The 24,490-nt window shown below is 38.0% G+C and carries 29 protein-coding genes; all 29 read left to right on the top strand.

The features are described 5' to 3' along the window. Positions 1-11: 11 nt before the first annotated feature. Positions 12-1,022, top strand: a complete 1,011-nt coding sequence (gene fliG / locus LZP85_RS13635; protein WP_373688722.1) for a flagellar motor switch protein FliG — start codon at positions 12-14, stop codon at positions 1,020-1,022. Beyond that, complete coding sequence (fliH, locus tag LZP85_RS13630; protein WP_061784581.1) at positions 1,015-1,809, top strand: flagellar assembly protein FliH; 795 nt, start codon at positions 1,015-1,017, stop codon at positions 1,807-1,809. The genes fliG and fliH overlap by 8 nt, the downstream gene beginning before the upstream one ends. Next, the gene (fliI, locus tag LZP85_RS13625; protein WP_025908986.1) at positions 1,784-3,103 is read left to right on the top strand and encodes a flagellar protein export ATPase FliI; all 1,320 of its coding nucleotides are present in this window, start codon (positions 1,784-1,786) and stop codon (positions 3,101-3,103) included. The genes fliH and fliI overlap by 26 nt, the downstream gene beginning before the upstream one ends. After that, positions 3,100-3,543 carry a flagellar export protein FliJ gene (fliJ, locus tag LZP85_RS13620; protein ID WP_025908985.1) on the top strand — a complete coding sequence of 148 codons (444 nt, stop codon included), beginning with the start codon at positions 3,100-3,102 and terminating at the stop codon, positions 3,541-3,543. Before fliI ends, fliJ begins: the two co-directional genes overlap by 4 nt. Positions 3,544-3,551: 8 nt before the next feature. Then, positions 3,552-4,172, top strand: coding sequence for a MotE family protein (locus LZP85_RS13615; protein WP_119542571.1), 621 nt, complete (start codon positions 3,552-3,554; stop codon positions 4,170-4,172). A gap of 13 nt (positions 4,173-4,185) precedes the next feature. After that, positions 4,186-5,373 (top strand): flagellar hook-length control protein FliK, encoded by a 1,188-nt coding sequence (locus LZP85_RS13610; protein ID WP_226639498.1) that lies wholly within the window; start codon positions 4,186-4,188, stop codon positions 5,371-5,373. Positions 5,374-5,382: 9 nt separating this feature from the next. Further along, positions 5,383-5,814, top strand: coding sequence for a flagellar hook assembly protein FlgD (gene flgD, locus LZP85_RS13605; protein WP_025908982.1), 432 nt, complete (start codon positions 5,383-5,385; stop codon positions 5,812-5,814). Between the two features lie 25 nt (positions 5,815-5,839). Beyond that, the gene (gene flgG, locus LZP85_RS13600; protein WP_025908981.1) at positions 5,840-6,703 is read left to right on the top strand and encodes a flagellar basal body rod protein FlgG; all 864 of its coding nucleotides are present in this window, start codon (positions 5,840-5,842) and stop codon (positions 6,701-6,703) included. Positions 6,704-6,758: 55 nt separating this feature from the next. After that, positions 6,759-6,968 (top strand): flagellar FlbD family protein, encoded by a 210-nt coding sequence (locus LZP85_RS13595; RefSeq protein WP_025908980.1) that lies wholly within the window; start codon positions 6,759-6,761, stop codon positions 6,966-6,968. Between the two features lie 3 nt (positions 6,969-6,971). Further along, positions 6,972-7,403, top strand: a complete 432-nt coding sequence (gene fliL, locus LZP85_RS13590; protein ID WP_119542573.1) for a flagellar basal body-associated protein FliL — start codon at positions 6,972-6,974, stop codon at positions 7,401-7,403. Positions 7,404-7,433: 30 nt separating this feature from the next. Next, positions 7,434-8,429, top strand: a complete 996-nt coding sequence (gene fliM / locus LZP85_RS13585; RefSeq protein WP_061784579.1) for a flagellar motor switch protein FliM — start codon at positions 7,434-7,436, stop codon at positions 8,427-8,429. Further along, the gene (gene fliY / locus LZP85_RS13580) at positions 8,426-9,553 is read left to right on the top strand and encodes a flagellar motor switch phosphatase FliY (RefSeq protein ID WP_061784578.1); all 1,128 of its coding nucleotides are present in this window, start codon (positions 8,426-8,428) and stop codon (positions 9,551-9,553) included. The genes fliM and fliY overlap by 4 nt, the downstream gene beginning before the upstream one ends. 22 nt (positions 9,554-9,575) lie before the next feature. After that, positions 9,576-9,938: a response regulator gene (locus tag LZP85_RS13575; RefSeq protein ID WP_025908976.1), complete on the top strand. Its 363-nt coding sequence runs from the start codon at positions 9,576-9,578 to the stop codon at positions 9,936-9,938. 64 nt (positions 9,939-10,002) lie between these two features. Beyond that, positions 10,003-10,635 carry a flagellar biosynthetic protein FliO gene (locus LZP85_RS13570; RefSeq protein WP_119542574.1) on the top strand — a complete coding sequence of 211 codons (633 nt, stop codon included), beginning with the start codon at positions 10,003-10,005 and terminating at the stop codon, positions 10,633-10,635. Then, entirely contained in the window at positions 10,628-11,296 is a 669-nt protein-coding gene (gene fliP, locus LZP85_RS13565) for a flagellar type III secretion system pore protein FliP (RefSeq protein ID WP_025908974.1), read from the top strand. Before LZP85_RS13570 ends, fliP begins: the two co-directional genes overlap by 8 nt. Before the next feature lie 9 nt (positions 11,297-11,305). Next, the gene (gene fliQ, locus LZP85_RS13560; protein WP_025908973.1) at positions 11,306-11,575 is read left to right on the top strand and encodes a flagellar biosynthesis protein FliQ; all 270 of its coding nucleotides are present in this window, start codon (positions 11,306-11,308) and stop codon (positions 11,573-11,575) included. 2 nt (positions 11,576-11,577) lie between these two features. Continuing rightward, positions 11,578-12,354 carry a flagellar biosynthetic protein FliR gene (gene fliR, locus LZP85_RS13555; protein WP_206833499.1) on the top strand — a complete coding sequence of 259 codons (777 nt, stop codon included), beginning with the start codon at positions 11,578-11,580 and terminating at the stop codon, positions 12,352-12,354. A gap of 2 nt (positions 12,355-12,356) precedes the next feature. Beyond that, complete coding sequence (flhB, locus tag LZP85_RS13550) at positions 12,357-13,439, top strand: flagellar biosynthesis protein FlhB (protein WP_025908971.1); 1,083 nt, start codon at positions 12,357-12,359, stop codon at positions 13,437-13,439. A 38-nt stretch (positions 13,440-13,477) separates the two neighbouring features. Continuing rightward, positions 13,478-15,517, top strand: a complete 2,040-nt coding sequence (gene flhA / locus LZP85_RS13545; protein WP_119542575.1) for a flagellar biosynthesis protein FlhA — start codon at positions 13,478-13,480, stop codon at positions 15,515-15,517. Then, a complete protein-coding gene (locus tag LZP85_RS13540) occupies positions 15,514-16,593 on the top strand; it encodes a flagellar biosynthesis protein FlhF (protein ID WP_226639500.1) in 1,080 nt (359 codons plus the stop codon). Before flhA ends, LZP85_RS13540 begins: the two co-directional genes overlap by 4 nt. Beyond that, complete coding sequence (locus LZP85_RS13535) at positions 16,586-17,455, top strand: MinD/ParA family protein (RefSeq protein WP_119542577.1); 870 nt, start codon at positions 16,586-16,588, stop codon at positions 17,453-17,455. Before LZP85_RS13540 ends, LZP85_RS13535 begins: the two co-directional genes overlap by 8 nt. A 10-nt stretch (positions 17,456-17,465) precedes the next feature. Next, entirely contained in the window at positions 17,466-18,518 is a 1,053-nt protein-coding gene (locus LZP85_RS13530) for a protein-glutamate methylesterase/protein-glutamine glutaminase (protein ID WP_206782070.1), read from the top strand. Positions 18,519-18,530: 12 nt separating this feature from the next. Next, the gene (locus LZP85_RS13525) at positions 18,531-20,531 is read left to right on the top strand and encodes a chemotaxis protein CheA (protein ID WP_206782069.1); all 2,001 of its coding nucleotides are present in this window, start codon (positions 18,531-18,533) and stop codon (positions 20,529-20,531) included. Positions 20,532-20,578: 47 nt separating this feature from the next. Further along, positions 20,579-21,010, top strand: coding sequence for a chemotaxis protein CheW (locus LZP85_RS13520; protein ID WP_025908965.1), 432 nt, complete (start codon positions 20,579-20,581; stop codon positions 21,008-21,010). Beyond that, positions 20,997-21,656 carry a chemotaxis protein CheC gene (locus tag LZP85_RS13515; protein ID WP_119542580.1) on the top strand — a complete coding sequence of 220 codons (660 nt, stop codon included), beginning with the start codon at positions 20,997-20,999 and terminating at the stop codon, positions 21,654-21,656. The genes LZP85_RS13520 and LZP85_RS13515 overlap by 14 nt, the downstream gene beginning before the upstream one ends. Beyond that, positions 21,649-22,137: a chemotaxis protein CheD gene (locus LZP85_RS13510; protein WP_061784570.1), complete on the top strand. Its 489-nt coding sequence runs from the start codon at positions 21,649-21,651 to the stop codon at positions 22,135-22,137. Before LZP85_RS13515 ends, LZP85_RS13510 begins: the two co-directional genes overlap by 8 nt. A 55-nt stretch (positions 22,138-22,192) precedes the next feature. Beyond that, the gene (locus LZP85_RS13505; protein WP_025908962.1) at positions 22,193-22,957 is read left to right on the top strand and encodes a FliA/WhiG family RNA polymerase sigma factor; all 765 of its coding nucleotides are present in this window, start codon (positions 22,193-22,195) and stop codon (positions 22,955-22,957) included. Positions 22,958-22,974: 17 nt separating this feature from the next. Next, the gene (locus tag LZP85_RS13500; protein WP_119542582.1) at positions 22,975-23,514 is read left to right on the top strand and encodes a hypothetical protein; all 540 of its coding nucleotides are present in this window, start codon (positions 22,975-22,977) and stop codon (positions 23,512-23,514) included. Between the two features lie 158 nt (positions 23,515-23,672). After that, the gene (gene rpsB / locus LZP85_RS13495) at positions 23,673-24,392 is read left to right on the top strand and encodes a 30S ribosomal protein S2 (RefSeq protein WP_025908960.1); all 720 of its coding nucleotides are present in this window, start codon (positions 23,673-23,675) and stop codon (positions 24,390-24,392) included. Positions 24,393-24,490: the final 98 nt, after the last annotated feature.

Below are 24,490 nucleotides of genomic sequence, written 5' to 3'. Positions count from 1 at the left end.
TAGTGGCGAAAGTGGTAAGTAAAAGTGAATTAACAGGTAAGCAAAAAGCAGCTATTTTATTAATTTCCCTTGGTCCTGATGCATCCGCTTCCGTCTATAAGCATTTAAGCGAAGACGAAATTGAACAGCTAACGTTTGAGATTTCTTCAATGCGAAAGGTAGAGCCTGCGGTTAAAGAAGCTGTTTTAAAAGAATTTGAGCAAATGACAATCGCTCAGAATTATATTGAAAAAGGCGGCATTACTTATGCGAAAGAAGTGTTGGAAAAAGCTTTAGGTCCTGAACAAGCAATAATGGTTATTAATCGTTTAACTTCATCTTTGCAAGTTCGACCATTCGATTTTGCGCGTAAAGCAGAACCAATGCAGCTTTTAAATTTTATTCAGCATGAGCACCCGCAAACGATTGCTTTGATCTTATCATACTTAGAGCCAGCTCAAGCTGGGCAAATTTTGTCATCTTTACCTCAAGAGCGTCAAGGTGATATTGCGAGAAGAATTGCTACAATGGATAGCACATCTCCAGAAGTCATCAGTGAAGTAGAACAAATTTTAGAAAGAAAGCTTTCGACAACGGTGACGCAAGATTACACCCATACTGGTGGAATCGAGACGGTGGTTGAAGTGTTAAATGGCGTGGATCGTGCAACAGAGAAAATTATTATTGATACTCTAGAAATTCAAGATCCAGAGCTTGCGGAAGAGATTAAACAGCGTATGTTTGTCTTTGAAGATATTGTGACGTTGGATAACCGCTCCATCCAGCGTGTCGTTCGTGAGGTTGAAAATGAAGACTTGCTATTGAGCTTAAAAGTAGCAAGCGAAGAAGTAAAAGATATTATATTCCGCAACATGTCCAAGCGAATGGTAGACACGTTTACAGAAGAAATGGAGTATATGGGACCAGTCCGTTTAAAAGATGTGGAAGAAGCTCAGTCTCGCATTGTGGCGGTTATTCGTAGATTAGAAGATATGGGAGAAGTAGTCATTGCAAGAGGTGGAGGAGACGATATTATTGTCTAGTATCATTAAATCTACCTATGCAAATCACGTACATGATTCAGCCAAAACAATCGAAATCAAGCCATTATTTAGTGGGAGAAATTTGATCAATTCAAATGGTCAGACAGCAAAGAATGAATGCCCTGACAAAATTCTTACTGAAGCAAAAGAAGCGTCTACACGTCTTTATGAAGAAGCTGAAGCAAGACTATTAGAAGCAAGACAGCAAATTGAAGCAGAGCGACAGCAGTGGGAGAATGAAAAAATACAGCTATATGAAGCAGAGAAGAAAAAGGGTTTTAACGCTGGGTATAGTGAAGGTCAACAGGCTGGATATGAGGACTATACATCGCTTATAGAAGAAGCCCGTACTGCTGTTAACGTAGCTAAAAAAGATTATACCGATTACCTTTCTCAAGCTGAAGAGGTTATCTTAGAGCTTGGCTTTACACTTGCTGAGAAAGTCATTGGGCAAAATCTTCAACATAAAAATGAGAAAAGTTTTGTATCACTGGTTAAGCACGCAATAAAGGAAGTTAGAGAGAGCAAAGAGCTTCGAGTCTTTGTGGCACCTTGCCATTATGAAATGGTTTGTGAAAATAAACAGCAATTGTTCGATATATTGAATGGAGAAGCTAGCTTATTCATATACGCAGATGAAAATTTGACAGATGAACATTGCATTATTGAGTCGATGTATGGAAAGCTCGATGCATCGGTTGATAGTCAGTTAACGGAGCTAAAAAAGAAATTGAAACTACGTTTAATGGAGGAAAAGCAAAGTGAAAGTGAAGCAGCTTATTCCTGAGATAGCTCATATCTCTTCGTTTAAACGATATGGGAAAGTTAACCGAGTTATTGGAATGATGATTGAATCACGAGGACCACAAGCTTCCATTGGTGATGTTTGCTATATCCACTTAAAGGATACTTGTGAGCGAATTCAAGCAGAAGTAGTTGGATTTAAAGATGAACATGTCATTTTAATGCCCTATACATCTGTTCGATATATTGGACCTGGTTGCATCGTGGAAACAACTGAAAAACCGCTTCAAGTAAAAGTAGGACCTGAGCTAATTGGTCAAGCACTAGATTCCCTAGGAAATCCACTTGATGGAACTAGCTTACCTAGCTATCTTCCATCAGTGTTAACTGAACAGGAACCTCCTAATCCATTGCAACGCCCACCAATTTCTGAACCAATTGAAGTAGGGGTTCGAGCAATCGACAGTTTGCTTACAGTTGGCAAGGGTCAGCGGATTGGAATCTTTGCAGGAAGTGGAGTTGGGAAAAGTACGCTTATGGGAATGATTGCGAGAAACACGAATGCAGATATCAACGTCATTGCATTAGTAGGGGAACGTGGTCGAGAAGTCCGTGAGTTTATTGAGAGAGACCTTGGTTCGGAAGGTTTGAGAAATTCAATTGTCGTTGTCGCAACTTCTGATCAGCCTCCACTATTACGAATGAAGGCGGCTTATACAGCTACATCTATTGCAGAATACTTTCGAAGTCAAGGGCTTAACGTCATGATGATGATGGATTCCGTTACGCGCGTTGCTATGGCGCAGCGAGAAATTGGTTTAGCAGTGGGAGAACCTCCCACAACCAAAGGATACACACCATCGGTTTTTGCTTCATTACCTCGCCTATTAGAAAGAACAGGTACTACTGAACAAGGCTCTATTACGGCATTTTATACGGTATTAGTTGACGGTGATGATATGAACGAACCGATTGCTGATACGGTTCGAGGAATTGTTGATGGGCATATTGTATTGGATCGGAATTTAGCTAATAAAGGTCAATATCCAGCCATTAATGTGCTCAAAAGTGTTAGCCGCGTTATGAATCATATTGTAGAAGCAAATCATAAAATAAGTGCTGAAAAGCTACGGTTATTACTTTCTACATATATTGAAGCAGAAGACCTTATTAATATCGGAGCTTACAAAAGAGGGTCCTCTGCTGAAATTGATGAAGCAATTTTATATTATCCAGAACTTATTTCATTTTTAAAGCAAAAAACGAGTGAACATCCCACGCTTAAAGATAGCGTAGAGATACTAAAACAGCTCTTTCAGAAAGGTGAACGAACGTGACGTATCAGTTTAAGTTAGCAAAAGTCATGACGGTTAAGCAAGATGAAAAAAATCGTTTATTAGCTCAATATAACGAATCAGTTCAATATTTCGAGCAAGTCGGGCAGAGGCTTTACGATAAGCTCAAGCAGAAAGAAGAAATGCTTGAACTTCAGGCAAAAAAGCTTAAAAGTGGTTTAGCGGTTAGCGAGATTAAATTTTTTCAACAAGCGCTTGAAAGCATTGAGGCGACGATTGCCAGGCTCCAGCGAGACGTCATGTTGGCGCGACAGCAGATGAGTATGAAAGAGCTGAAGCTTCAAGAAAAAAATATTGAGTGCAAAAAGTATGAAAAGCTTAAAGACAAAAGCTATACAAGCTACCTAAAAACTCAGGGTGATGCGGAAAGTAAGCAAATGGATGAGATTTCTCTGCAACAGTTTATGCTACACAGAAATTAGGTGAGAAGATGGCTAGAAAAAAGCAAGATGAATATGAAGAAATAGAAGAAAAAAGAAATAGTAAGTGGCAAGTCTTCTTGTTTATTATTTTTATACCCCTGCTGTTTATTATTACAGCTATTTATATTGGTCTAACAATTAGTGGAGTCGATGTTCAAGAGAAAATCTCGTCGGTAACTTCATCTCTTCCTTTAATAGGAGACAATAATGAAAGCTTAAAATCTACTAATCAGCAACAGGCGAATAAAGAGTTAGAAAATCAAATAAAGAGCCTGAATGAAAAGCTTCAAAAGAAAGAAGACAATATTAGAAGTTTAGAAGAAAAAATAACGGCTAAAGAGCGCGAGATTGATGAGTTAAAAATTAAGATTAGAGATTCAGAAGATGAGAAAGATGTTGCTAGTCAAGAACAAGACGGTGGAGACGATAAACAGAAAGACATTGTCTCTACTTATGAAAAGATGAACCCGACGAAAGCAGCTCTCATTTTTACCGAATTAAAAGAAAATGAAGCAATCTTGCTGCTAAAAGCGTTAAAAACGGATGCACGCACGAAAGTCTTAGAAAAGATGGACCCTGCCGTTGCAGCTCGCTATACAAGCTTACTAGCTGAGCCGTTAAGTGAGTAATGGAGGTGAAAGAATGAAGGTAGCTATGCAGCCTATGCTTCCAGTTATGAATGAGAAGCAAAACGTAGATCGTACAGTTAAGAAAGAACATCCTTTTTTATTTCAAGCAATGCTATTCGGAGAGCTGGAAACGACTGATAATCTCAGCACGAACAGTCATTCTATTAGTCATCCTTTGAACAATCAAATGATGAACGTAGATGATAACGAAGATTTGGCTGAATTCTTGGCGCTTCTTGAGCTTCATTTAGAAGAAGGGAATGTTGAAAAGATAGAAAATGAAGAGCAAAGTATTTTGTTTAAGCCTTTTGTTGATCTTATTCAACAGCTCCCTACAAGCGGAGTAAAAGAATCTAAGCTGAAGCAATTGCTTTCCAATGCTACGAATTTGCAGGCGTACTTAGCGGATGTCACATTGCCAGAAAGTGCAAAAAATTTCGTTAAGGAATTTCAACAGTTTTTTCAAACCTTGCGAGAGCTTGTTCCAGTGGAATCCAGTCAACTAAAAGCATTGCAAGAAAAGCTGCAGCAGCCTGAGATACAATCTGTTCAGTTTTCTCGTAAAGAAATGAAACAGCTTATTGAACTGATTACACAAAAAATTGCTTCAGCAAGTGATAATCACTCACTGCCAACTAGACAATTAATAAGCATGGAAACGGATGAGTTAGGTAAGCAAAAAACTCCTGTTGATAAAGCGACGTTTGTACCGGGTGAAATGAGTAAGTTGCAGCAGCTATCGTTTCATGTAAATACGAATTTGCCCAAAGATATGCAGGCATCACAGGTGATGAAGCAGGTACAAGAGCTATTAGTGAAAGCTTCTTTTCAGCATAATGCGTCTCAAACGAAGCTAGTTTTAAAGCTCTTCCCTGAAAGGCTAGGCTCCATTCAAATTGAACTAGTGCAGCGAAACCATGAGACTGTCGCTCGTATTATCGCATCATCTGCTCAGACAAAAGATCTCTTAGATACTCAGCTAGGGTCTTTGAAACAAACGCTTATTAGTCAGCAGGTGCAAGTAGATAAAATTGACGTTTTTCACACAGCAGAACAATGGATGACTAACGGCGAAGAACATCAAGAACAAAAGCAGCAAGAAAAACGAGTTGAAGAAAAAGACGAAAAAGACGAAAATGACGAAACTAATCAAATCTTTTCTCACTCATTAGAAGAAGCGTTAATTAACTACAATGTGTAGGTGATGTATATGACAAATAAGGTTCAGTCTGATTTGTATTTGGCAAATCAGCCCGTGCAGCAAAAGCAAACAGGAACAAGCTCGCTTGGAAAAGATGACTTCTTAAAGATTTTAATTACTCAATTACAAAATCAAGATCCAACTAGTCCTATGGAAGATAAGGAGTTTATTTCTCAAATGGCTCAGTTTTCAACACTAGAACAAATGACAAATATGAGTACATCGATGGAGAAATTTTTACAAGTAGTTCAAAGTGAATCTCCAATTCTAAAAGGTAGCGAGCTTATTGGTAAGACGGTTTCTTGGGTAGATGAAACGAATAAAGAAAGCGAAGCTGTTGTGAAAGCCACTTCTGTAAAAGACGGCAAGCTTACTTTTATGTTAGATGATGAGTCTCATACAACTTTAACTCTTGACGATATTTTGTCTGTCACTCGTTGAACACTATAAATAAGGGGGAAGTTACATGTTACGTTCAATGTATTCTGGAATTAGTGGAATGAAAAATTTTCAAACCAAGCTAGACGTAATCGGTAATAATATTTCAAATGTTAATACGTACGGATTTAAGAAAGGGCGTACAACGTTTAAAGACTTAGTTAGTCAGCAAATAGCAGGAGCGAGTGCACCGGGAGCGGATCGAGGCGGAGTGAACCCAAAGCAGGTAGGGCTTGGGTCTCAAATTGGAACAATTGATACGATACATACTTCTGGAAGCATTCAGCCAACAGGTCGCCCACTTGATCTAGCTATTTCAGGAGAAGGATTCTTTACTGTAGCTAATGGGGCAGATGGCCAAACAATTGATAGACCACTGTATACACGAGCAGGTAATTTTTATTTAGATGAAGGTGGAAACATCGTAACAGCTGAAGGCCTTTACCTTATTGGTTCTGTTTATGACGTTAATGGAAATGAAACGGAGTTTATAGGGGCAATAAATATTCCAGATACAGCTAAAAGTTTTAGCATTGGTCAAGATGGAGTCGTAAATTATGTTGATTCAGACGGTGCTTTACAAATAGCGGGTAGAGTTCGATTAGCAAAATTCTCAAACAATGATGGCCTTGAAAAGGTAGGAGGTAATCTCTTTGCTGAAACAGCCAATTCAGGTAGCGCAAAAGTTGATGGTACAGAATTTTTTGATTTAAGTGAACCGGGAGTAAACGGAACAGGAACGCTTGTATCGAGTGCTTTAGAGATGTCTAATGTTGACTTATCGGAAGAATTTACGGAAATGATTGTATCTCAGCGTGGTTTCCAAGCGAATACTCGAATCATTACAACTTCTGATGAAATCTTACAAGAACTTGTCAACTTAAAACGATAAACTGATAGCCTAGGAGGAAAGAAGCTGAGCTGATCAGCTTGGCTTTTTATCAATTATGGTGACTTTAACAAGGTTAAATGGAAAGCAATTTACGCTAAATGCAATTTACATAGAGCAAGTGGAATCGTTTCCTGACACAACTATTACATTAACCAACAATAAAAAGTTGGTTGTAAAAGAGTCGATTGCTGAAGTGAATGAAAAGGTATGCGCTTATTATCAATCGATTAATGTGTTAGGACTTCGGCGCGATATGGAGGAATAAGCTGTGTTTAAAAATAAGTTAGTTGGCACTATGATCATTATTTTATTGTCTTTAACATTGATTGGGAGTGTTGGGGTCATTATCACGCTAAAGTTAGCAAGCGAGCCGGCGGCTGAAGCTGCGCCTTCCATTGATGAAGTAATTGATTCATCTGTTGACATTGCTGATATTAAAACAAATTTAAAAAGCAATAATTATATTAGCCTATCATTTAAAATTCAAATGGATAGCAAAAAAGCAGCTGAAGAACTACAGAAAAGAGAGTTTCAAGTAAAAGACATTATTATTAAAGAACTATCGGAGATGACAGCTGAAGATTTCGAGGGAAAAAAAGGTTTAGAAGCGCTTGAAGAGCGAATTTCAAAACAGATCGATAGCTCGATGGAGACTGGGCATGTGGTGAAGATTTATACGACCTCCAAGGTTCTACAATAATGGAAAAATGGCAGGTAGGAGGTGAGGTTTTTGGCCGGTGATGTATTGTCTCAAAACGAGATTGACGCACTGTTGTCTGCGCTGTCGACAGGAGAGATGGATGCGCAGCAGTTAAAAGATGAAAACACGAAAAATCGCGTCAGGTCCTATGATTTTAAAAGAGCCCTACGGTTTTCAAAAGATCAAATTAGAAGTTTAACAAGGATCTATGAGAACTATGCGAGATTATTAACAACATTACTTTCAGCTCAACTGCGAACAATCACACAGGTTTCAGTTGTATCAGCAGATCAAATTCCTTATGAAGAGTTTGTTCGCTCGGTTCCGAGCATGACGGTCTTAAATGTCATGTCAGTCGAACCTCTGGATGGCAGAGTAATTATGGAAGTAAACCCGAATATTGCATACGCGATGCTAGACCGTATTTTAGGTGGCAAAGGAGAAGCAGGAAATAAAAAAATAGATAATTTAACAGAGATTGAAACAAAACTACTTCGTAATTTGTTAGATAAAACGCTGGATATTATGGAAGAGGCATGGAGTTCAGTTGCTGTGATTAATCCAGAAATGGAAGAATTTGAAGTTAATCCACAATTTTTACAAGTTATATCACCAAATGAGATTGTTGTAGTCATTTCGCTGAGCGTACAAATTGGTGAAGAAACAGGCATGATTAACTTATGTATCCCACATGTTACGCTGGAGCCTATTATTTCAAAGCTATCAGTGCATTATTGGATGCAATCATCTAAAAAAGAGCCAAATGAATTAGAGGTTGAGCAGATTCGAACACAAGTTCAAGGTGCAACCGTTCCTGTTGTTGCGATGCTAGGACAGACTGATATATCCATTGAGGATTTCCTTTCTTTAGATAAGGGAGATATCATTCGCTTGGACCGAGGTGTTAATCAACCTCTCATCGTTCAAGTTGGAGGTGTACCGAAATTTAGTGCGCAGCCAGGACAATTAAAAAGGAAATTGGCGATTCAAATTTTAGATCAGTTTAAGGGGGGAACGTCGTTATGACAGGAGATATGCTTTCTCAAGATGAAATCGATGCATTGCTAAAAGGAACGTCTTCATTAGACCCTATGCCTTCAGATAGCAACCTAGAAGAAAGTGAAATTAGTAAACACTTTACAGAGATGGAACGCGATGCGCTTGGTGAAATTGGCAATATTTCATTTGGTAGCTCTGCTACTGCATTGTCAACCTTATTAAATCAAAAAGTTGACATTACAACGCCTTATGTTTCGTTGATTCATAAAGAAGAGCTGAAAGAAGAATTTCCCAATCCGCATGTTGCGGTAGAAGTTCATTATACAGAAGGAATTTCAGGTCGAAACTTACTTGTTATTAAACAAAGTGATGCAGCTATTATCTCTGATTTAATGCTTGGTGGAGACGGTGAAAATCCAGGAGAATTACTAGATGAAATTAAACAAAGTGCCGTTCAAGAAGCGATGAACCAAATGATGGGTTCAGCAGCGACATCTATGTCTACGATTTTTCAAAAGAAAGTAGATATTTCGCCACCAAGCCTTGATATTTTAGATCTTCCAGAAGGAGAAGGCACGAACTTATTAGAAGGGGACGATGTGCTAGTTAAAGTTTCATTCAATCTAAAAGTTGGCACGCTAATCGATTCTAATATTATGCAATTGTTATCTCTTCCTTTTGCAAAAGGGTTAGTAAATGAACTGCTGAATCCAGTTGCGACCGCAGAAGAAGAGAGTGAACTTGTTCAAGAAATGCCATCTCAACAACCTTTGCAAAATCAAGTGAGTGAATCACTGCAACAAGAACCAGTTATGCCTGCAGCTCCTGTTAATGTTCAACCTGTTGCTTTTTCATCTTTTGATGGAAATGAAATACCATCACAGTCCGAAACAAATAATTTAGACATGTTGTTAGATATACCACTTCAAGTAACTGTAGAGTTAGGGCGTACAAAACGAACTGTTAAAGAAATTTTAGAGATGTCATCGGGGTCAATAATTGAGTTAGACAAACTTGCTGGTGAGCCGGTCGATATTTTGATTAACAGCAAGCTAATCGCTAAAGGTGAAGTAGTGGTAATTGATGAAAACTTTGGCGTTCGCGTGACGGATATAGTTAGTCAACGTGATCGTATTAATAAATTAAAGTAACTTTATATAGGGGGAAAATAAAATGAGTAAACGAGTATTAATTGTAGACGATGCGGCATTTATGCGCATGATGATTAAGGATATTCTTGTGAAAAATGGATATGAAGTTGTGGGGGAAGCTGCTGATGGAATGCAAGCTATCGATCTTTATAAAGAGCATCAGCCAGACCTCGTAACAATGGATATTACAATGCCGGAAATGGATGGTATTACGGCTTTAAAAGAGATTAAGCAACTGAATCCAGCTGCGAAAGTAATTATGTGTTCAGCAATGGGACAACAAGCAATGGTTATCGATGCAATTCAAGCTGGTGCAAAAGACTTTATTGTGAAGCCATTTCAAGCAGACCGTGTGCTTGAAGCCATTTCAAAAGCTGTAGGATAAAGAAAAAAGTGGAGCAGCTGCTCTGCTCCACTTTGTATTATGAAAAGGTAAGAGGTGGCAAACGTTGCTGCGATATATCGTATTTATTTTAGCTATCGCTGGAAGTCTGTTGTTTCAAAATAGTATAAGCGTGCAAGCGGCAGAAACATCGGATTCAGTGAAAGAATGTATAGAAAATCCAAGCGCTTGTGAAAAAGAGTTGGACCCTAACACAGTTGGTGATAGTGATACCAATCAAGGTGCGACTATTTCCGCTGGTGAAGTGGTGAAAATGTTAGTTGCTTTTGCATTTGTTATTGGCTTATTGCTAGTTGTCTTAAAATTTGTGAAGTCAAAAGGAAATGTATTAAAGCAAAATCAGTTGGTGGAAAATTTAGGTGGAACTAACCTTGGGAATAGTAAATCGGTTCAAGTTGTTAAGGTCGGTGAGCAGCTGTTCGTTGTAGGTGTAGGAGAAAATATTGAGCTGCTTTCAGAAGTAGTTGGAGAAGACAAGGAGCAGTTGTTAAAGAAGTACGAAGATCAACGCAGTGATGGTGAATATAAAGTGGTTCTTCCATCACTATTTGAACGAAAAGAAAAGGAAGCTATTTCAGTTGAAAGTATGAAATCTTTTACACAATCGTTAAATCAGATGATGAAAAAGCGGAAAACCAAGTTGGAAGAATTAGAAAGGAACCGTAAGCAACATGAATGAAGTGATGGAGATTTTTAATGCTAGTGATGCTGAAAATGTATCAACCTCAATCCAATTATTGCTGCTTTTAACGGTTCTATCAATTGCTCCAGGTATTTTAATTTTAATGACATGCTTTACTCGAATTGTTATTGTTCTTTCGTTTGTTCGAACGTCATTAGGCACTCAGCAAATGCCTCCCAATCAAGTACTGTTAGGACTCGCTTTATTCATAACATTCTTTGTTATGGCACCGACGTTTTCACAGGTGAATAAAGAAGCTTTGCAGCCTTTATTTAATGAAGAAATTAATTTAACAGAAGCGTACGATCGAGCATCTCTTCCTATGAAAGAGTTTATGAGTGCTCATACAAGGCAGAAAGACTTAGCGTTATTTTTAGAATATGCAGAGATGGATAAACCAAGTTCAGTAGAAGAAATTCCATTAACGGCATTGGTTCCTGCATTTGCAATTAGCGAATTAAAAACAGCCTTTCAAATCGGCTTTATGATCTTTGTTCCGTTTCTTGTCATTGATATGATTATTTCCAGCGTATTAATGTCGATGGGGATGATGATGTTACCGCCAGTGATGATTTCTCTGCCGTTTAAAATTTTGCTTTTTGTCTTAGTAGACGGTTGGAATTTAGTCGTTAAATCATTATTAATAAGTTTTCAATAGGTGAAAAACATGAATGGAGAATTTGTCATTTCGTTAGCAGAAAAAGGCGTATATACAATCTTAATTGTGTGTGGTCCACTTTTGCTATTAGCACTCGTTGTCGGTTTGCTTGTCAGTATTTTTCAAGCGACAACTCAGATTCAAGAACAAACCTTGGCCTTTGTGCCAAAAATTGTAGCGGTACTTGTAGGAATTGTATTTTTTGGGCCATGGATGTTATCTAAGATGGTGTCATTTACGTATAATATCTTTTCAAACCTACATAGGTATATCGGATAAAGATGGTGGAGCTAATCAGTGTTTATCCGGCATTTCTCTTAATTTTAGTACGATTGTCCGCTTTCTTTATTACAGTACCGCTTTTTTCATATCGTACAGTTCCAACTTTTCACAAAGTAGGGCTAGCGGCAGCTTTATCACTTGTTGTAGTCACAACACTAGATTTTCCAATTATTCCACTTGATGATCGCTTTTTGCTTCTTGTCATTAAGGAGTGTCTCGTTGGAATTTCGATGGGGTTAATTGCATATATCGTAATCATGGCAATTCAAATTGCTGGTGGGTTAATTGATTTTCAAATGGGTTTTGCTATCGCTAACGTGATGGATCCGCAAACGGGTGCTCAAAGTCCAATTACCGGTCAGTACCTTTATATTTTTGCCCTGCTCTTTTTATTATCGACCAATGGTCATCATTTGTTAATAGATGGAGTTTATCATAGTTATGAAGTATTAAAGATTAACGATCTTTCATTTTCAGTTGGAACCGAACTGTTTGTGACGACAATTATTAAAACATTTAGCATGATGTTCCTATTAGCGGTTCAAATGTCGCTCCCGGTTGTTGGCGCGTTATTTCTTGTTGATATAGCACTAGGAATCGTCGCAAGAACGGTACCTCAGCTTAATATTTTTGTAGTAGGATTTCCGCTCAAAATCATCGTGGCGTTTATTTTTCTAATCGTGGTTATGGGAAGTATGTTTTATATGATGCAGCTAATCTTTGAATACATGCTAGAGGCGATGCGAACGATGGTTCATTTACTAGGAGGAGTATAAAAATGTTTCTCGTTCGGTTAGATTTGCAGTTTTTTGCGGGAGAAAAAACGGAAAAGGCAACGCCTAAAAAGAGGCAAGACTCTAGAAAAAAAGGACAAGTAGCAAAAAGTCAAGACGTCACGACAGCCATTATGCTACTTCTTGTTTTTCTCTATTTTATATTCGGAGCTCGGCATACGCTTGAAAAGATGATGCTCATTATAAAGGAATCTTTTCAGACATATATGCTAACGGAAGTTACGGAAGAAAGTGTGTTTATTTTGCTACGAGACCTTCTTCCTGAAATTGCATATGCACTCGGACCTATTATGCTCGTTGCCTTGGTAGGTGCGCTTGCAGCTAATTATATGCAGGTGGGTGTCCTCTTTTCAGCTGAACCCCTTCAGCCAAAATTGGAGAAGGTTGATCCAATTAAAGGGGCTAAAAGAATTTTTTCAATGAGAGCCATTGTAGAACTATTGAAATCAACGTTAAAGATCGTCTTAATTGGTGCCGTTACGTTTGCTGTATTATGGATTAACATTGACGAGGTTCTCATTTTATCTCATCGGAGCATCGGAGACAGTCTGGTATCGCTAGCAAAACTAGTGTTGCAAATGGGCCTTGCAGCCTCTTGTGTTCTACTTTTATTATCTGTTCTTGACTACATGTACCAAAAGTTTGATTTTGAAAAAAACATTCGGATGTCAAAGCAAGATATTAAAGAAGAAAATAAAAATGTTGAAGGAGATCCACTCATCAAATCTAAAATTAAGCAGAAACAACGTGAGATGGCGATGTCTAGAATGATGCAAGAAGTGCCGAAAGCGGATGTTGTCATTACGAATCCAACTCATTATGCAATTGCTTTAAAATATGATGAAGATAAAATGGATGCTCCATACGTGGTGGCAAGCGGGGTAGATTTTGTAGCTCAAAAGATAAAAGCCGTTGCAAAAAGCCATGAAATCATTATGGTAGAAAACCGACCTTTAGCAAGAGGCTTATATGAACAAACGAAAGTTGGCGATGTGGTGCCCGAAGAGTTTTTTAAAGCGGTAGCTGAGATTTTAGCGTATGTGTATCGCATTCAAAAAAAGGTATAAGTATTGAAGATTATAAGAAATAAGGAGAGAAATGATTCATGTCTGCAAGAGAGTTACCAGTTGTTATAGGTGTTGTACTCATTATTGTTATGCTTGTTATTCCGCTCCCGTCTTGGTTGTTGAGCGTGTTAATTATGGTAAATATATCTCTTGCACTGCTTGTTTTGCTTGTATCAATGAACATGAAAGAGCCGCTTGAGCTATCTGTTTTTCCATCGTTATTGCTTGTGCTGACACTTTTTCGCTTGGGGTTAAATGTATCCACCACAAGAGCTATCTTAGGTGAAGGTAATGCCGGCGGTGTGGTAGAGACATTCGGTAACTTTGTTATCGGTGGGAATCCACTTGTAGGATTTGTTGTTTTTGTTATTTTAATTATCATTCAGTTTTTAGTTATTACAAAAGGAGCTGAGCGCGTTTCAGAGGTAGCTGCACGCTTTACTCTTGATGCAATGCCAGGAAAACAAATGAGCATTGACGCTGATTTAAATGCAGGAATGATTTCCGAAAAAGAAGCCATTCAAAGGCGTGAGAAAATTCAGCGTGAAGCGGATTTTTACGGATCAATGGACGGAGCCAGCAAGTTTGTAAAGGGAGATGCAATTGCTGGTATTGTTATTACACTAATTAATATTTTATTTGGCATCATTATTGGAATGATGCAAATGGGTATGAGCATTGGAGAAGCATCCCAAACGTTTACTTTATTAACAGTTGGTGATGGGTTGGTCAGTCAGATTCCAGCATTAATGATTTCCACTGCTACAGGTATTATTGTAACAAGAGCAGCTTCTACAGGGAATTTAAGTCAAGATATTACGGGACAGCTATTTGCGTTTCCTACAATGCTATATGTTACTGGAGCGACTATTGCTGTTCTTGGTCTCATTACGCCAATCAATGATTTATTAACACTTCCATTAGCACTTTTACTAGCAGCAGGAGGTTATTACTTATCTCCTAAAAAAGCAAAACTTCTTTTAAACGAAGAAGCCGCATCAGAAGAAGAAGTGCCAGCTGATGATATGAAAAGTCCTGAGAGCGTTGTGAATTTATTGAGCGTAGATCCTATCGAGTTTGAATTTGGTTATGGTCTTATTCCTTTAGCAGATACAAATCAAGGAGGCGACTTGTTAGATCGTATCGTTATGATTCGCCGTCAGCTTGCTTTAGAGCTTGGCTTAGTAATTCCTGTTGTAAGAATTCGCGACAATATTCAACTACAGCCAAACGAATATCGGCTAAAAATTAAAGGGAATGAAATGGCAAGAGGTGATTTATTGCTCGATCATTACTTAGCAATTAGTCCTGGAATGGGTGACGATATGATAGAAGGCATTGATACAATTGAGCCTGCCTTTCAAATGCCAGCCAAGTGGATTAATGAAGCAACTAAAGAGCAAGCAGAGATGTTTGGGTATACCGTAGTAGATCCGCCTTCAGTGGTATCAACACATATTACAGAAGTAATTAAAGCATATGCTCACGAGCTAATAGGTCGCCAAGAAACTAAACAATTAATTGATCATGTAAAAGAGTCGTATCCAATCTTAATTGAGGAGGTTACCCCATCTCCACTCTCAGTAGGAGAAATCCAGCGAGTATTAGCTAAATTATTAAAAGAGCAGGTATCGATTCGGAATTTGCCAGTTATCTTTGAAGTACTAGCTGACTATGGAAAGATGACATCTGATACGGATCTATTAACAGAATATGTTCGTCAAGGATTATCTAGGCAAATTACCACCCAGTATGCTGCTGGAGAACAGCTGCTTCGCGTCATTACGCTATCGGGGAAGGTTGAAAAAGTACTAGCTGAAGGAGTTCAACAAACAGAACATGGGAACTATTTATCATTGGATCCATACGTTTCCCAAAACATTGTGGAACATATTGTAGCTCAAGTTGATGGGGCAGGGTTTCAAGATCAAACACCGATTGTTCTTTGCTCACCAGCTGTACGGATGTATGTCCGCCAGCTAACAGAAAGATATATACCTCAAGTTGCGATTTTATCATATAACGAACTAGAAGCAAGTATTGAAGTTCAGAGCGTTGGAGTGGTTGATTTATCATGAAGGTAAAAAAATATGTGGCATCTTCAATGCCGGAAGCAATGAAAGTTATTCGAGCAGAGCTTGGTCCAGAAGCGGTGATCTTAAAGTCGCGTTCTGTTAAAGTTGGTGGATTTATGGGTGTCTTTACTAAAAAGAAGTTGGAAGTAATTGCTGGGGTAGACGACCAAGTAAAAAAAACTAAAAAATACGTTAAAAACCGTACAGATGAACAGCTTATGAAGCAGGTTGATGAATTAAAACAGCTTATTGCAACGGTGCACCCATTAAGAAATACTGTTGTTGAATATCCGTTGCTTGTTCAAAAAGTTATTTCATATTTGCAACATCAAGAGATCGAAGAACGATTGTTAAAAGAAGTAAGAGATAAAGTCATGGAGTTATATTATACAACACCTTCGCTAGGCGATAAGCAGGTGGTTGAATGGCTGAAAAGCTGGTTTGAAGATTACCTATCATATTCAGAACGTTCAAAAGTATTTCAAAAGAAATATATTAACGTTGTTGGTCCTACAGGCGTTGGTAAGACAACAACGCTAGCAAAATTAGCTGCGTCGTGTATTTTAGAACAAAATAAAAGAGTTGCGTTCATTACAACTGATACATATCGTATTTCCGCTATCGATCAGTTAAAAACGTATGCGTCCATTCTGAATGTTCCAATTGAAGTTTGCTATAACAATGAAGATTTTCAGCAAGCGCTTCAGATATTTAATGAATACGATATTGTGTTCATAGACACAGCGGGGCGGAACTTTTTAGACAGCCAATACATTCATGACCTCCACAATATGATGTCGTTTAATGAACACATGGAAACCTTTTTAGTGTTAGCAGCGACGGCAAAAATGGCTGATTTACGTAAAGTTTACCAACAGTTTAGTAGTATACCAATTGATTCAATTATTTTGACAAAGCTAGATGAGACCACAACATTTGGTCCAATTATTAATGTGCTAACGGAGTGTCAGCTGCCAGCTGCTTTTATGACGATTGGACAAGGTGTCCCTGACGATCTAGAGAAATATACTGCTGAAAAAATAGTGGATTATCTGTTTGGAGATTGGAAACATGAATGATCAAGCAGCAGCTTTAAGAAAAAGGGTAGCAGCGGTCAAACATGGTTCTAATCAACGGACGGAGGCTAAGACATTAGCAGTCATTAGTGGAAAAGGCGGAGTTGGAAAGTCTAATTTTTCGCTGAACTTTTCATTGTCTTTACAAGAGAAAGGATATCGGGTGCTGCTTTTTGATATGGATATTGGAATGGGCAATATTGACGTATTAATGGGAATTGCTTCGACCTACACTATCGTGGATATGTTAGAGAATAAATGGCCCATTCAGCGTGTCATCAAACAAGGACCAAAGGGTCTTTCATATATTGCAGGAGGCTCTGGAATTACTTCTTTATTTGAGTGGAAACAAAATGATTTGCATTATCTAATTGATCAATTTAACTCCGTTTCTCAAGATTATGACTACTTAATTTTTGATATGGGAGCAGGAATGACAGAGGGCGTCATTGCTTTTTTAAAGGCAATGGATGACATGGTGCTCATTACTACGCCTGAACCAACATCAATTACGGATTGTTACGCTGCATTAAAGTTCTTACATTTATATGATGTGAATGCTTCTTTTAAGATGGTAGTAAATAAGTCACTTTCTATTAAAGAAGGTGTAAACACGTATGAACGCTTTAATCAAGCAGCTAAACAGTTTTTGAAGTGCTCAATTGAATTGTTAGGAACAATAGCGGAAGACCGCTGCGTTTCTCATTCGGTAAATAGTCAGGTTCCATTCATTTTACAATATCCAAAAGGCAGTGCAAGCCAAGGAATTAAGAATATTGTAAATCAATATGCAACATCGTCTAGTACCAGAAATCACAGCGTTGGATTTGTAGCCAAGCTGAAGAAGTTATTTCTCGAAAGGTAGGGTTTGCTAGTTGAATAAAATTAAAGTATTAATCGTTGATGATTCAGCGTTTATGAGAAAGGTTATTACTAGTTTACTAGAGGAAGACGGTAGGTTTAACGTAGTGGGGACAGCTCGAAACGGCGAGGAAGCACTAAAGAAAGCTGTGCTATTGAATCCACATGTTATGACACTTGACGTAGAGATGCCTGTGATGAACGGATTAGAGATGTTAAAAGAATTAATGAAAATTAAGCCAACTCCTGTTGTAATGTTGTCTAGTACAACGTTTGAAGGAGCAAATAATACATTTTTAGCGATGGAGTATGGAGCAGTTGATTTTGTTGCCAAACCTTCAGGTGCTATTTCACTAGATATCGACAAAGTAAAAGATGAGCTATTAACAAAACTCTATATTGCGAGCAAAGCAAATCTTCCTTTCAATTCAAAAGAATCAATTAAAGACAAGCCTGTGAAATCATCAATGGTAAGGGGAGACCGAAAGCCGTTAAAGAAAGTGGTTTGCATCGGTACATCAACCGGAGGGCCAAGAGCATTACAAGAAGTTCTAACAAAGCTTCCTGCAACGATTCCAGTCCCTATTTTAATTGTTCAACACATGCCAGCTGGTTTTACGAGTTCACTAGCAGCTAGATTAGATCGGTTAGCTGCTATTTCGGTAAAAGAAGCAAGAGATGATCAAAAGTTAGAACCAGGATGTGCGTATATTGCACCCGGAGGCTACCATCTAACCGTAAAAGAATCTAAAGAAGGATTAATAACTGTTTTGGATCAGTCGTTACCGGTAAAAGGGCACCGACCATCAGTTGATACTTTGTTTCAGTCGCTTGCAGATTGTCCTAACTATGAAAAAGTTGCGGTTGTATTAACTGGAATGGGAGCAGATGGAACGGAAGGCGTTATTCATATGAAAAGCAAAGGGCAAACCATAGCGATTGCCGAGTCGGAAGAAACGGCTATTATTTATGGAATGCCAAAGTCTATAATCGCCACAAGGTTAGTAGATGAAATACAGCCATTACATTATGTAGCAAATCGTATTTTACATTACGTGCAGAAATAGGGGGAGCACTCAATGGATATGAGTCAGTATTTAGAAGTATTTATTGAAGAGAGTAAGGAACACTTACAGAATATTAATCAACAGTTGTTAGAGTTTGAAAAGGATGTTAATAATCTTAGTTTTGTAAATGAAATTTTCCGTTCAGCTCATACGTTAAAAGGAATGTCAGCAACGATGGGGTTTGAAGATTTAGCGAACCTTACTCATAAAATGGAGAATGTACTAGATGCGATTCGTAACCAGCAATTAAGCGTAAATACACGCGTTGTCGACTTAGTGTTTGAATCAGTGGATGCTTTAGACGTCATGGTGGAGTCAATCGCCACAGGTGGTGACGGAGGATATGATGTACAAGAGATTGTAACGAAACTCCAGGCTTTAGAAAGCGGAGGATTAGAAGTGGCAGCAGCTACAGAAAGTAAAGTCGTATCACCTAGCATTGTATATGATGAATTTGAAACGGACCTTCTAAACCAAGCGTTACAACAAGAATTCTTTGTATATGAGGTAACCGTTACATTAGATGAGCGCTGCTTATTAAAGGCAGCGCGAGCATATATGGTATTTGACGTGTTTGAGCAAGCTGGTGAAGTGGTTAAGTCAAACCCATCAGTTCAAGATATAGAACAAGAACAGTTTGATCAACAATTTACGGCTGTATTGGTATCAAAAGAAGAGGAAAGTTCGTTAAAAGAGCAGCTGATGCAAATCTCTGAAGTAGAGCATGTTCAGATTAATACTGTGGAGCCAAAAGAAAATGTAGCAAACGATAGTGAAAAACAAACGTCACGCCCTCAACAGTCTAATACAGAGCGTGCTGATGACCTTAATGTCAAAGAAACTGCACCAGCAAAAACTGCACCTATTAATAAAACAATCCGAGTGAACATCGATCGCTTAGATAGCTTAATGAATTTATTTGAAGAGCTAGTTATTGATAGAGGGCGCCTTGAGCAGATTTCAAAAGACTTAAATAATCAAGAGTTAGAGGAAACTGTTGAGCGGATGTCACGTATCTCTGGAGATTTGCAGTCTATTATTTTAAACATGCGTATGGTTCCAGTCGAGACTGTTTTTAATCGTTTTCCACGTATGGTTCGTCAACTAGCAAAAGATTTAGGGAAAGAAATCAACTTGCAGATTATCGGTGCTGAAACAGAGCTTGATCGTACGGTTATTGATGAGATTGGTGACCCCCTGGTCCACTTGCTTCGCAATGCGCTAGACCATGGGATTGAAATGCCGGACGTGCGTGAACAGAATGGGAAAAAGAGGGAAGGTACAGTTCGACTGAAAGCATATCATAGTGGTAATCATGTGTTCATCGACCTTGAAGATGATGGTGCAGGGATTGACCGCGATAAAATTTTAGAAAAAGCCTTGAAAAAAGGAATTGTTTCAGAAACAGGTGCTCAAGGTTTAACAGATCAACAAGTATATGATCTTATGTTTGCATCTGGTTTTTCCACAGCCGAACAAATTTCTGATGTTTCAGGGCGTGGTGTAGGGCTTGATGTTGTCAAAAATACAATTGAGTCCTTAGGTGGAACGGTGACAATTGATTCAATACCAGGCTATGGATCTACTTTTTCTATCCAACTACCCTTAACATTATCAATCATTTCAGCGTTGCTTGTTAATATGCAAGATGAACGCTATGCACTTCCATTGTCATCTATCATTGAAACAGCACTTGTAAATAAAAAAGACGTTATGAAAGCTCACGGGCAAGAAGTTATTGATTTCCGAGGGAAAATCATACCGCTATTAAACCTAAAAAAGCTGTTTGACGTACCGGAAATTTCTGAGGAAAAAGATGTTTATCCTGTTGTGATTGTACGAAAAAGTGATAAGACAGCCGGTTTAATTGTTGACTCGTTTATAGGTCAGCAAGAAATCGTTTTAAAATCATTAGGCAATTACTTAACTTCTCCGTTTGCCATTTCAGGAGCAACAATTTTAGGTGATGGGCAAGTAGCGTTAATTATTGATTGTAATGCTTTAATTAAATAATAATGTTTGGGAAAACAACGTTTTAAACCGTAGTGGAGGAGAGCGAAATGGAGACAAAATTCATTGTATTTCAGCTGGGGAACGAAGAGTATGGAATTGCAGTAGAGCAGGTTAAATCAATTGAGAAAATGCAACATATCACGCGAGTCCCTCGAACAGAAAAGTATGTGCGCGGCGTCATCAACCTACGTGGAGTAGTAATTCCAATTCTAGATTTGAGAAAGCAGTTTGGCTTGCAAGAGCAAACTCATACAGATCATACACGAATTATTATTGTCATAATAAACGATATTGAAGTTGGCTTAATCGTAGACGCAGCAAACGATGTGTTAGATATTTATGATGACCATATTGAACCAGCACCTGAAGTCATTGAAGGTATTGAAGCTGATTATATAAGCGGTGTTGTAAAAGTAGAGGAGCGTTTAATAGTACTAGTGAATTTAGGAAAGGTTTTAGGTTTGGATGACCAAGAATAAAACCAACTTAGACAATTTGAAGTTTGACGCAATCCATTTAGATGTTTTGAGAGAAATAGGCAATATTGGAGCTGCTAATTCAGCCACCGCCCTTTCTCATTTAGTAAAAAAAAGAATTGAGATGCAGCTTCCAAGCGTAAAAGTTACTGATATAAACGAAGCGGTTGAAGAAATTGGAGGTCCTGAGCGAGTAGTAGTGCAGCTATTATTACAGATTAAAGGAGATATTCAAGGTAGCTTGTTTTTTCTATTATCAGTAGATGATACGAAGACATTACTAGGCTATTTATTAGATGAACCTTCAATAGAAATTGAAAGTTTGAATTTCCTTGAATCAGAATTAATGCGGTCTACGCTATGTGAAATAGGGAATATTTTATGTGGGTCCTATTTAACTGCTCTTGCAGATTTAACAAACCTTCATATCTACCCTTCATTACCAGCTGTTTGTGTAGATATGCTTGGTGCTACGATGACGAGTGGATTACTGGAAGAAGGGTATCAGATGGAATCGGTTTTAATAATTGAAACAACGTTACAAGAACAAGCGCACTCTTCCGTTATGAAAGGGAATTTCCTCCTTGTTCCAGACAACGATTCTATTCAACCATTATTTCAAGCATTAGGAGTACCATTGCATGGATAAGCATATTGTAAAAGTTGGTATTTCAGATATGAATGTTGTGCAAGGACCTGATTTAATTCGCACAGCAGGATTAGGCTCGTGCGTAGGAGTTGTATTATATGATGACATCTTAAAGGTAGCGGGTCTAGCTCATATTATGCTGCCGGATTCTCGGCATGTGAAAGAGTCATTCAACCGGGCTAAGTATGCAGATACAGCCATTATTGATTTGATTGAAATGCTCGTACATTTAGGTGTAAATAAAAGACGCTTATGTGCCAAAATAGCAGGTGGTGCGCAGATGTTTCAATTTACTTCAAATAATGATTTTATGAAAATTGGCGCTCGAAATATTATAGCTGTGGAGCAGGAGTTAAAACAGCATCATATTAGGTTAATATCAAAAGATGTGGGAGGAACAAACGGCAGAACAATTGAATTCGATCCCACAACTTCACGACTAATGGTTCGAACGGTAAACAAAGGTGTGGTTGAAATCTAGCCAGTAAGCTAAAAGGGTAGCTATTTATTGTACGAAAGAAGGGGGAGAAGCCGTCATGACAAGTGTAAATGTAATGGATGAAAAGAAACGGTGGGAAAAATGGTCAAAAGAACGAGATGAAGAGGCTGGTAATTTGCTTGTGAAGCAATATATGCCGCTTGTCAATTACCATGTGCAACGAATTGGAGTGGGTTTACCTCGAAATGTACATAAAGAAGAGTTAAAAAGCCTTGGCTTAATGGGGTTGTATGATGCACTTGAAAAATTTGACCATAAACGTGATTTGAAATTTGATACGTATGCATCGTTCCGTATCAGAGGTGCTATTTTAGACGGATTAAGAAAAGAAGATTGGCTCTCTAGAAGCGCACGTGAAAAAGCCAAAAGAGTGGAGCATACGATTGAAAAACTTGAACAACATTATTTACGAAATGTTACTGTTCAAGAGATTGCTAGTGAAGTAAAGATGACAGAAGAAGAAGTCATTCATGTGATGAATGAAGGTTTTTTCGCTAATGTTTTATCAATTGAAGAACCAATAAAAGAGCATGATGAAGGTGATCACCAATCGTATACAATCCGTGACGAGAGAATGATTACTCCTGAAGACCATCTTTTAAAAGAAGAATACTTTGCGGAACTGGTTCGGGTAATTGAAAAGCTTAATGAGAAAGAGCAGCTTGTCATTTCATTATTTTATAAAGAAGAATTGACGTTTACTGAAATTGGACACGTTTTAGGTTTATCCACATCACGTATTTCACAAATACACTCAAAAGCTTTGTTCAAACTAAGAAATACGTTAAATAAAATGATGTAGGTTAGAGGGATTTTACAATGTATATCTTATTAATGATTAGCTTTGTTTTACACAGTGTGACGCTTCTAGTTGTTTGGCGGTTGCGTCAGCAACTGTATTCGGTAAATGCTTTAGAAAAAAAACAGCGTGAAATAATAGAGGAAATGGATAGCACAATGGCGACTTATTTAGCGGAAGTGGATGCTCAAAACGATGCTTTTCTACTAAAGGTGCAGCAAAGAATGAAGCGAATAGAAGCTGAACAGCCAGGTGTGTCTATAACAAAACGACCTTCTGATGAGGAAGGGAAAGAAAAGTTAGATATTGCTTATCAAAAAATAGATTTAAAAAGCGAACCACAAGAGTCTTTTGCAGAACTTCTTCAACAAGAGATGACCGAAGAAGTTGAAAGAAGTGAAAACGAACTGACAAAGGAAGAAGCTGGTAAATTATCTAGAAATGAAGTACAAGAAATTGCGCTTTCTCTGCAAAAAAAAGGTTTAACAATCGAAGAAATTGCGAAAAATCTATATAGAGGGAAAACTGAAATTGAGTTATTGTTGAAATTTCAACAATAAACTGCATTTTAGGCTTGCTTGTGAAAAGTGAGTGTGCTATATTTGTTTTTGGTGTTAATACACACGCTCATTGATTTAGTCATTGGTGCTACACTTTGTAGTTTTGGCTAAAGATGAAATGAGCGGAGGATAATCAAAACCATTAGGAGGAAAAACACATGTCAGTAATTTCAATGAAACAATTACTAGAAGCTGGTGTACATTTCGGTCACCAAACTCGCCGTTGGAACCCAAAAATGAAGAAATATATCTTCACTGAGCGTAACGGTATCTACATTATCGATCTTCAAAAAACAGTTAAGAAAGTAGAAGAAGCTTACCGCTTCGTTAAAGAATTAGCTGCTGATGGCGGTACTATGTTATTCGTAGGTACTAAAAAGCAAGCTCAAGATTCTGTTAAAGAAGAAGCAGCTCGCGCTGGTATGTACTTCGTTAACCAACGTTGGTTAGGTGGTACATTAACAAACTTCTCTACAATCCAAAAACGTATTAAGCGTTTAAAAGACATCGAAAGAATGCAAGAAGACGGTACTTTTGAAGTACTACCTAAGAAAGAAGTAGTTCAACTTAAAAAAGAGTTAGAGCGTCTTGAGAAATTCTTAGGCGGTATCAAAGATATGAAACAACTTCCTGATGCATTATTCATCATCGATCCTCGTAAAGAGCGTATCGCAGTAGCAGAAGCTAAAAAATTACACATCCCAATCGTTGGTATCGTAGATACAAACTGTGATCCAGACGAAATTGATTATGTAATCCCTGCAAACGATGATGCAATTCGTGCTGTGAAACTTTTAACTTCTAAAATCGCTGATGCAATCTTAGAAGCAAAACAAGGTGAAGAAACAGCAGTTGAAACTGAAACAACTACTGCTTAATTCCACGAAAGGTGATAAGAGGGAATAGCCTTTTATCACCTTTTTTTGAAAAGATTTAATTAATTGATATAGAGTACATACCCAAATAAGGAGGCTAT

The sequence above is a fragment of the Priestia flexa genome, assembly GCF_021441905.1.
Lineage (GTDB): Bacteria > Bacillota > Bacilli > Bacillales > Bacillaceae_H > Priestia > Priestia flexa.
This window is presented reverse-complemented; position numbering and strand designations above follow the sequence as displayed.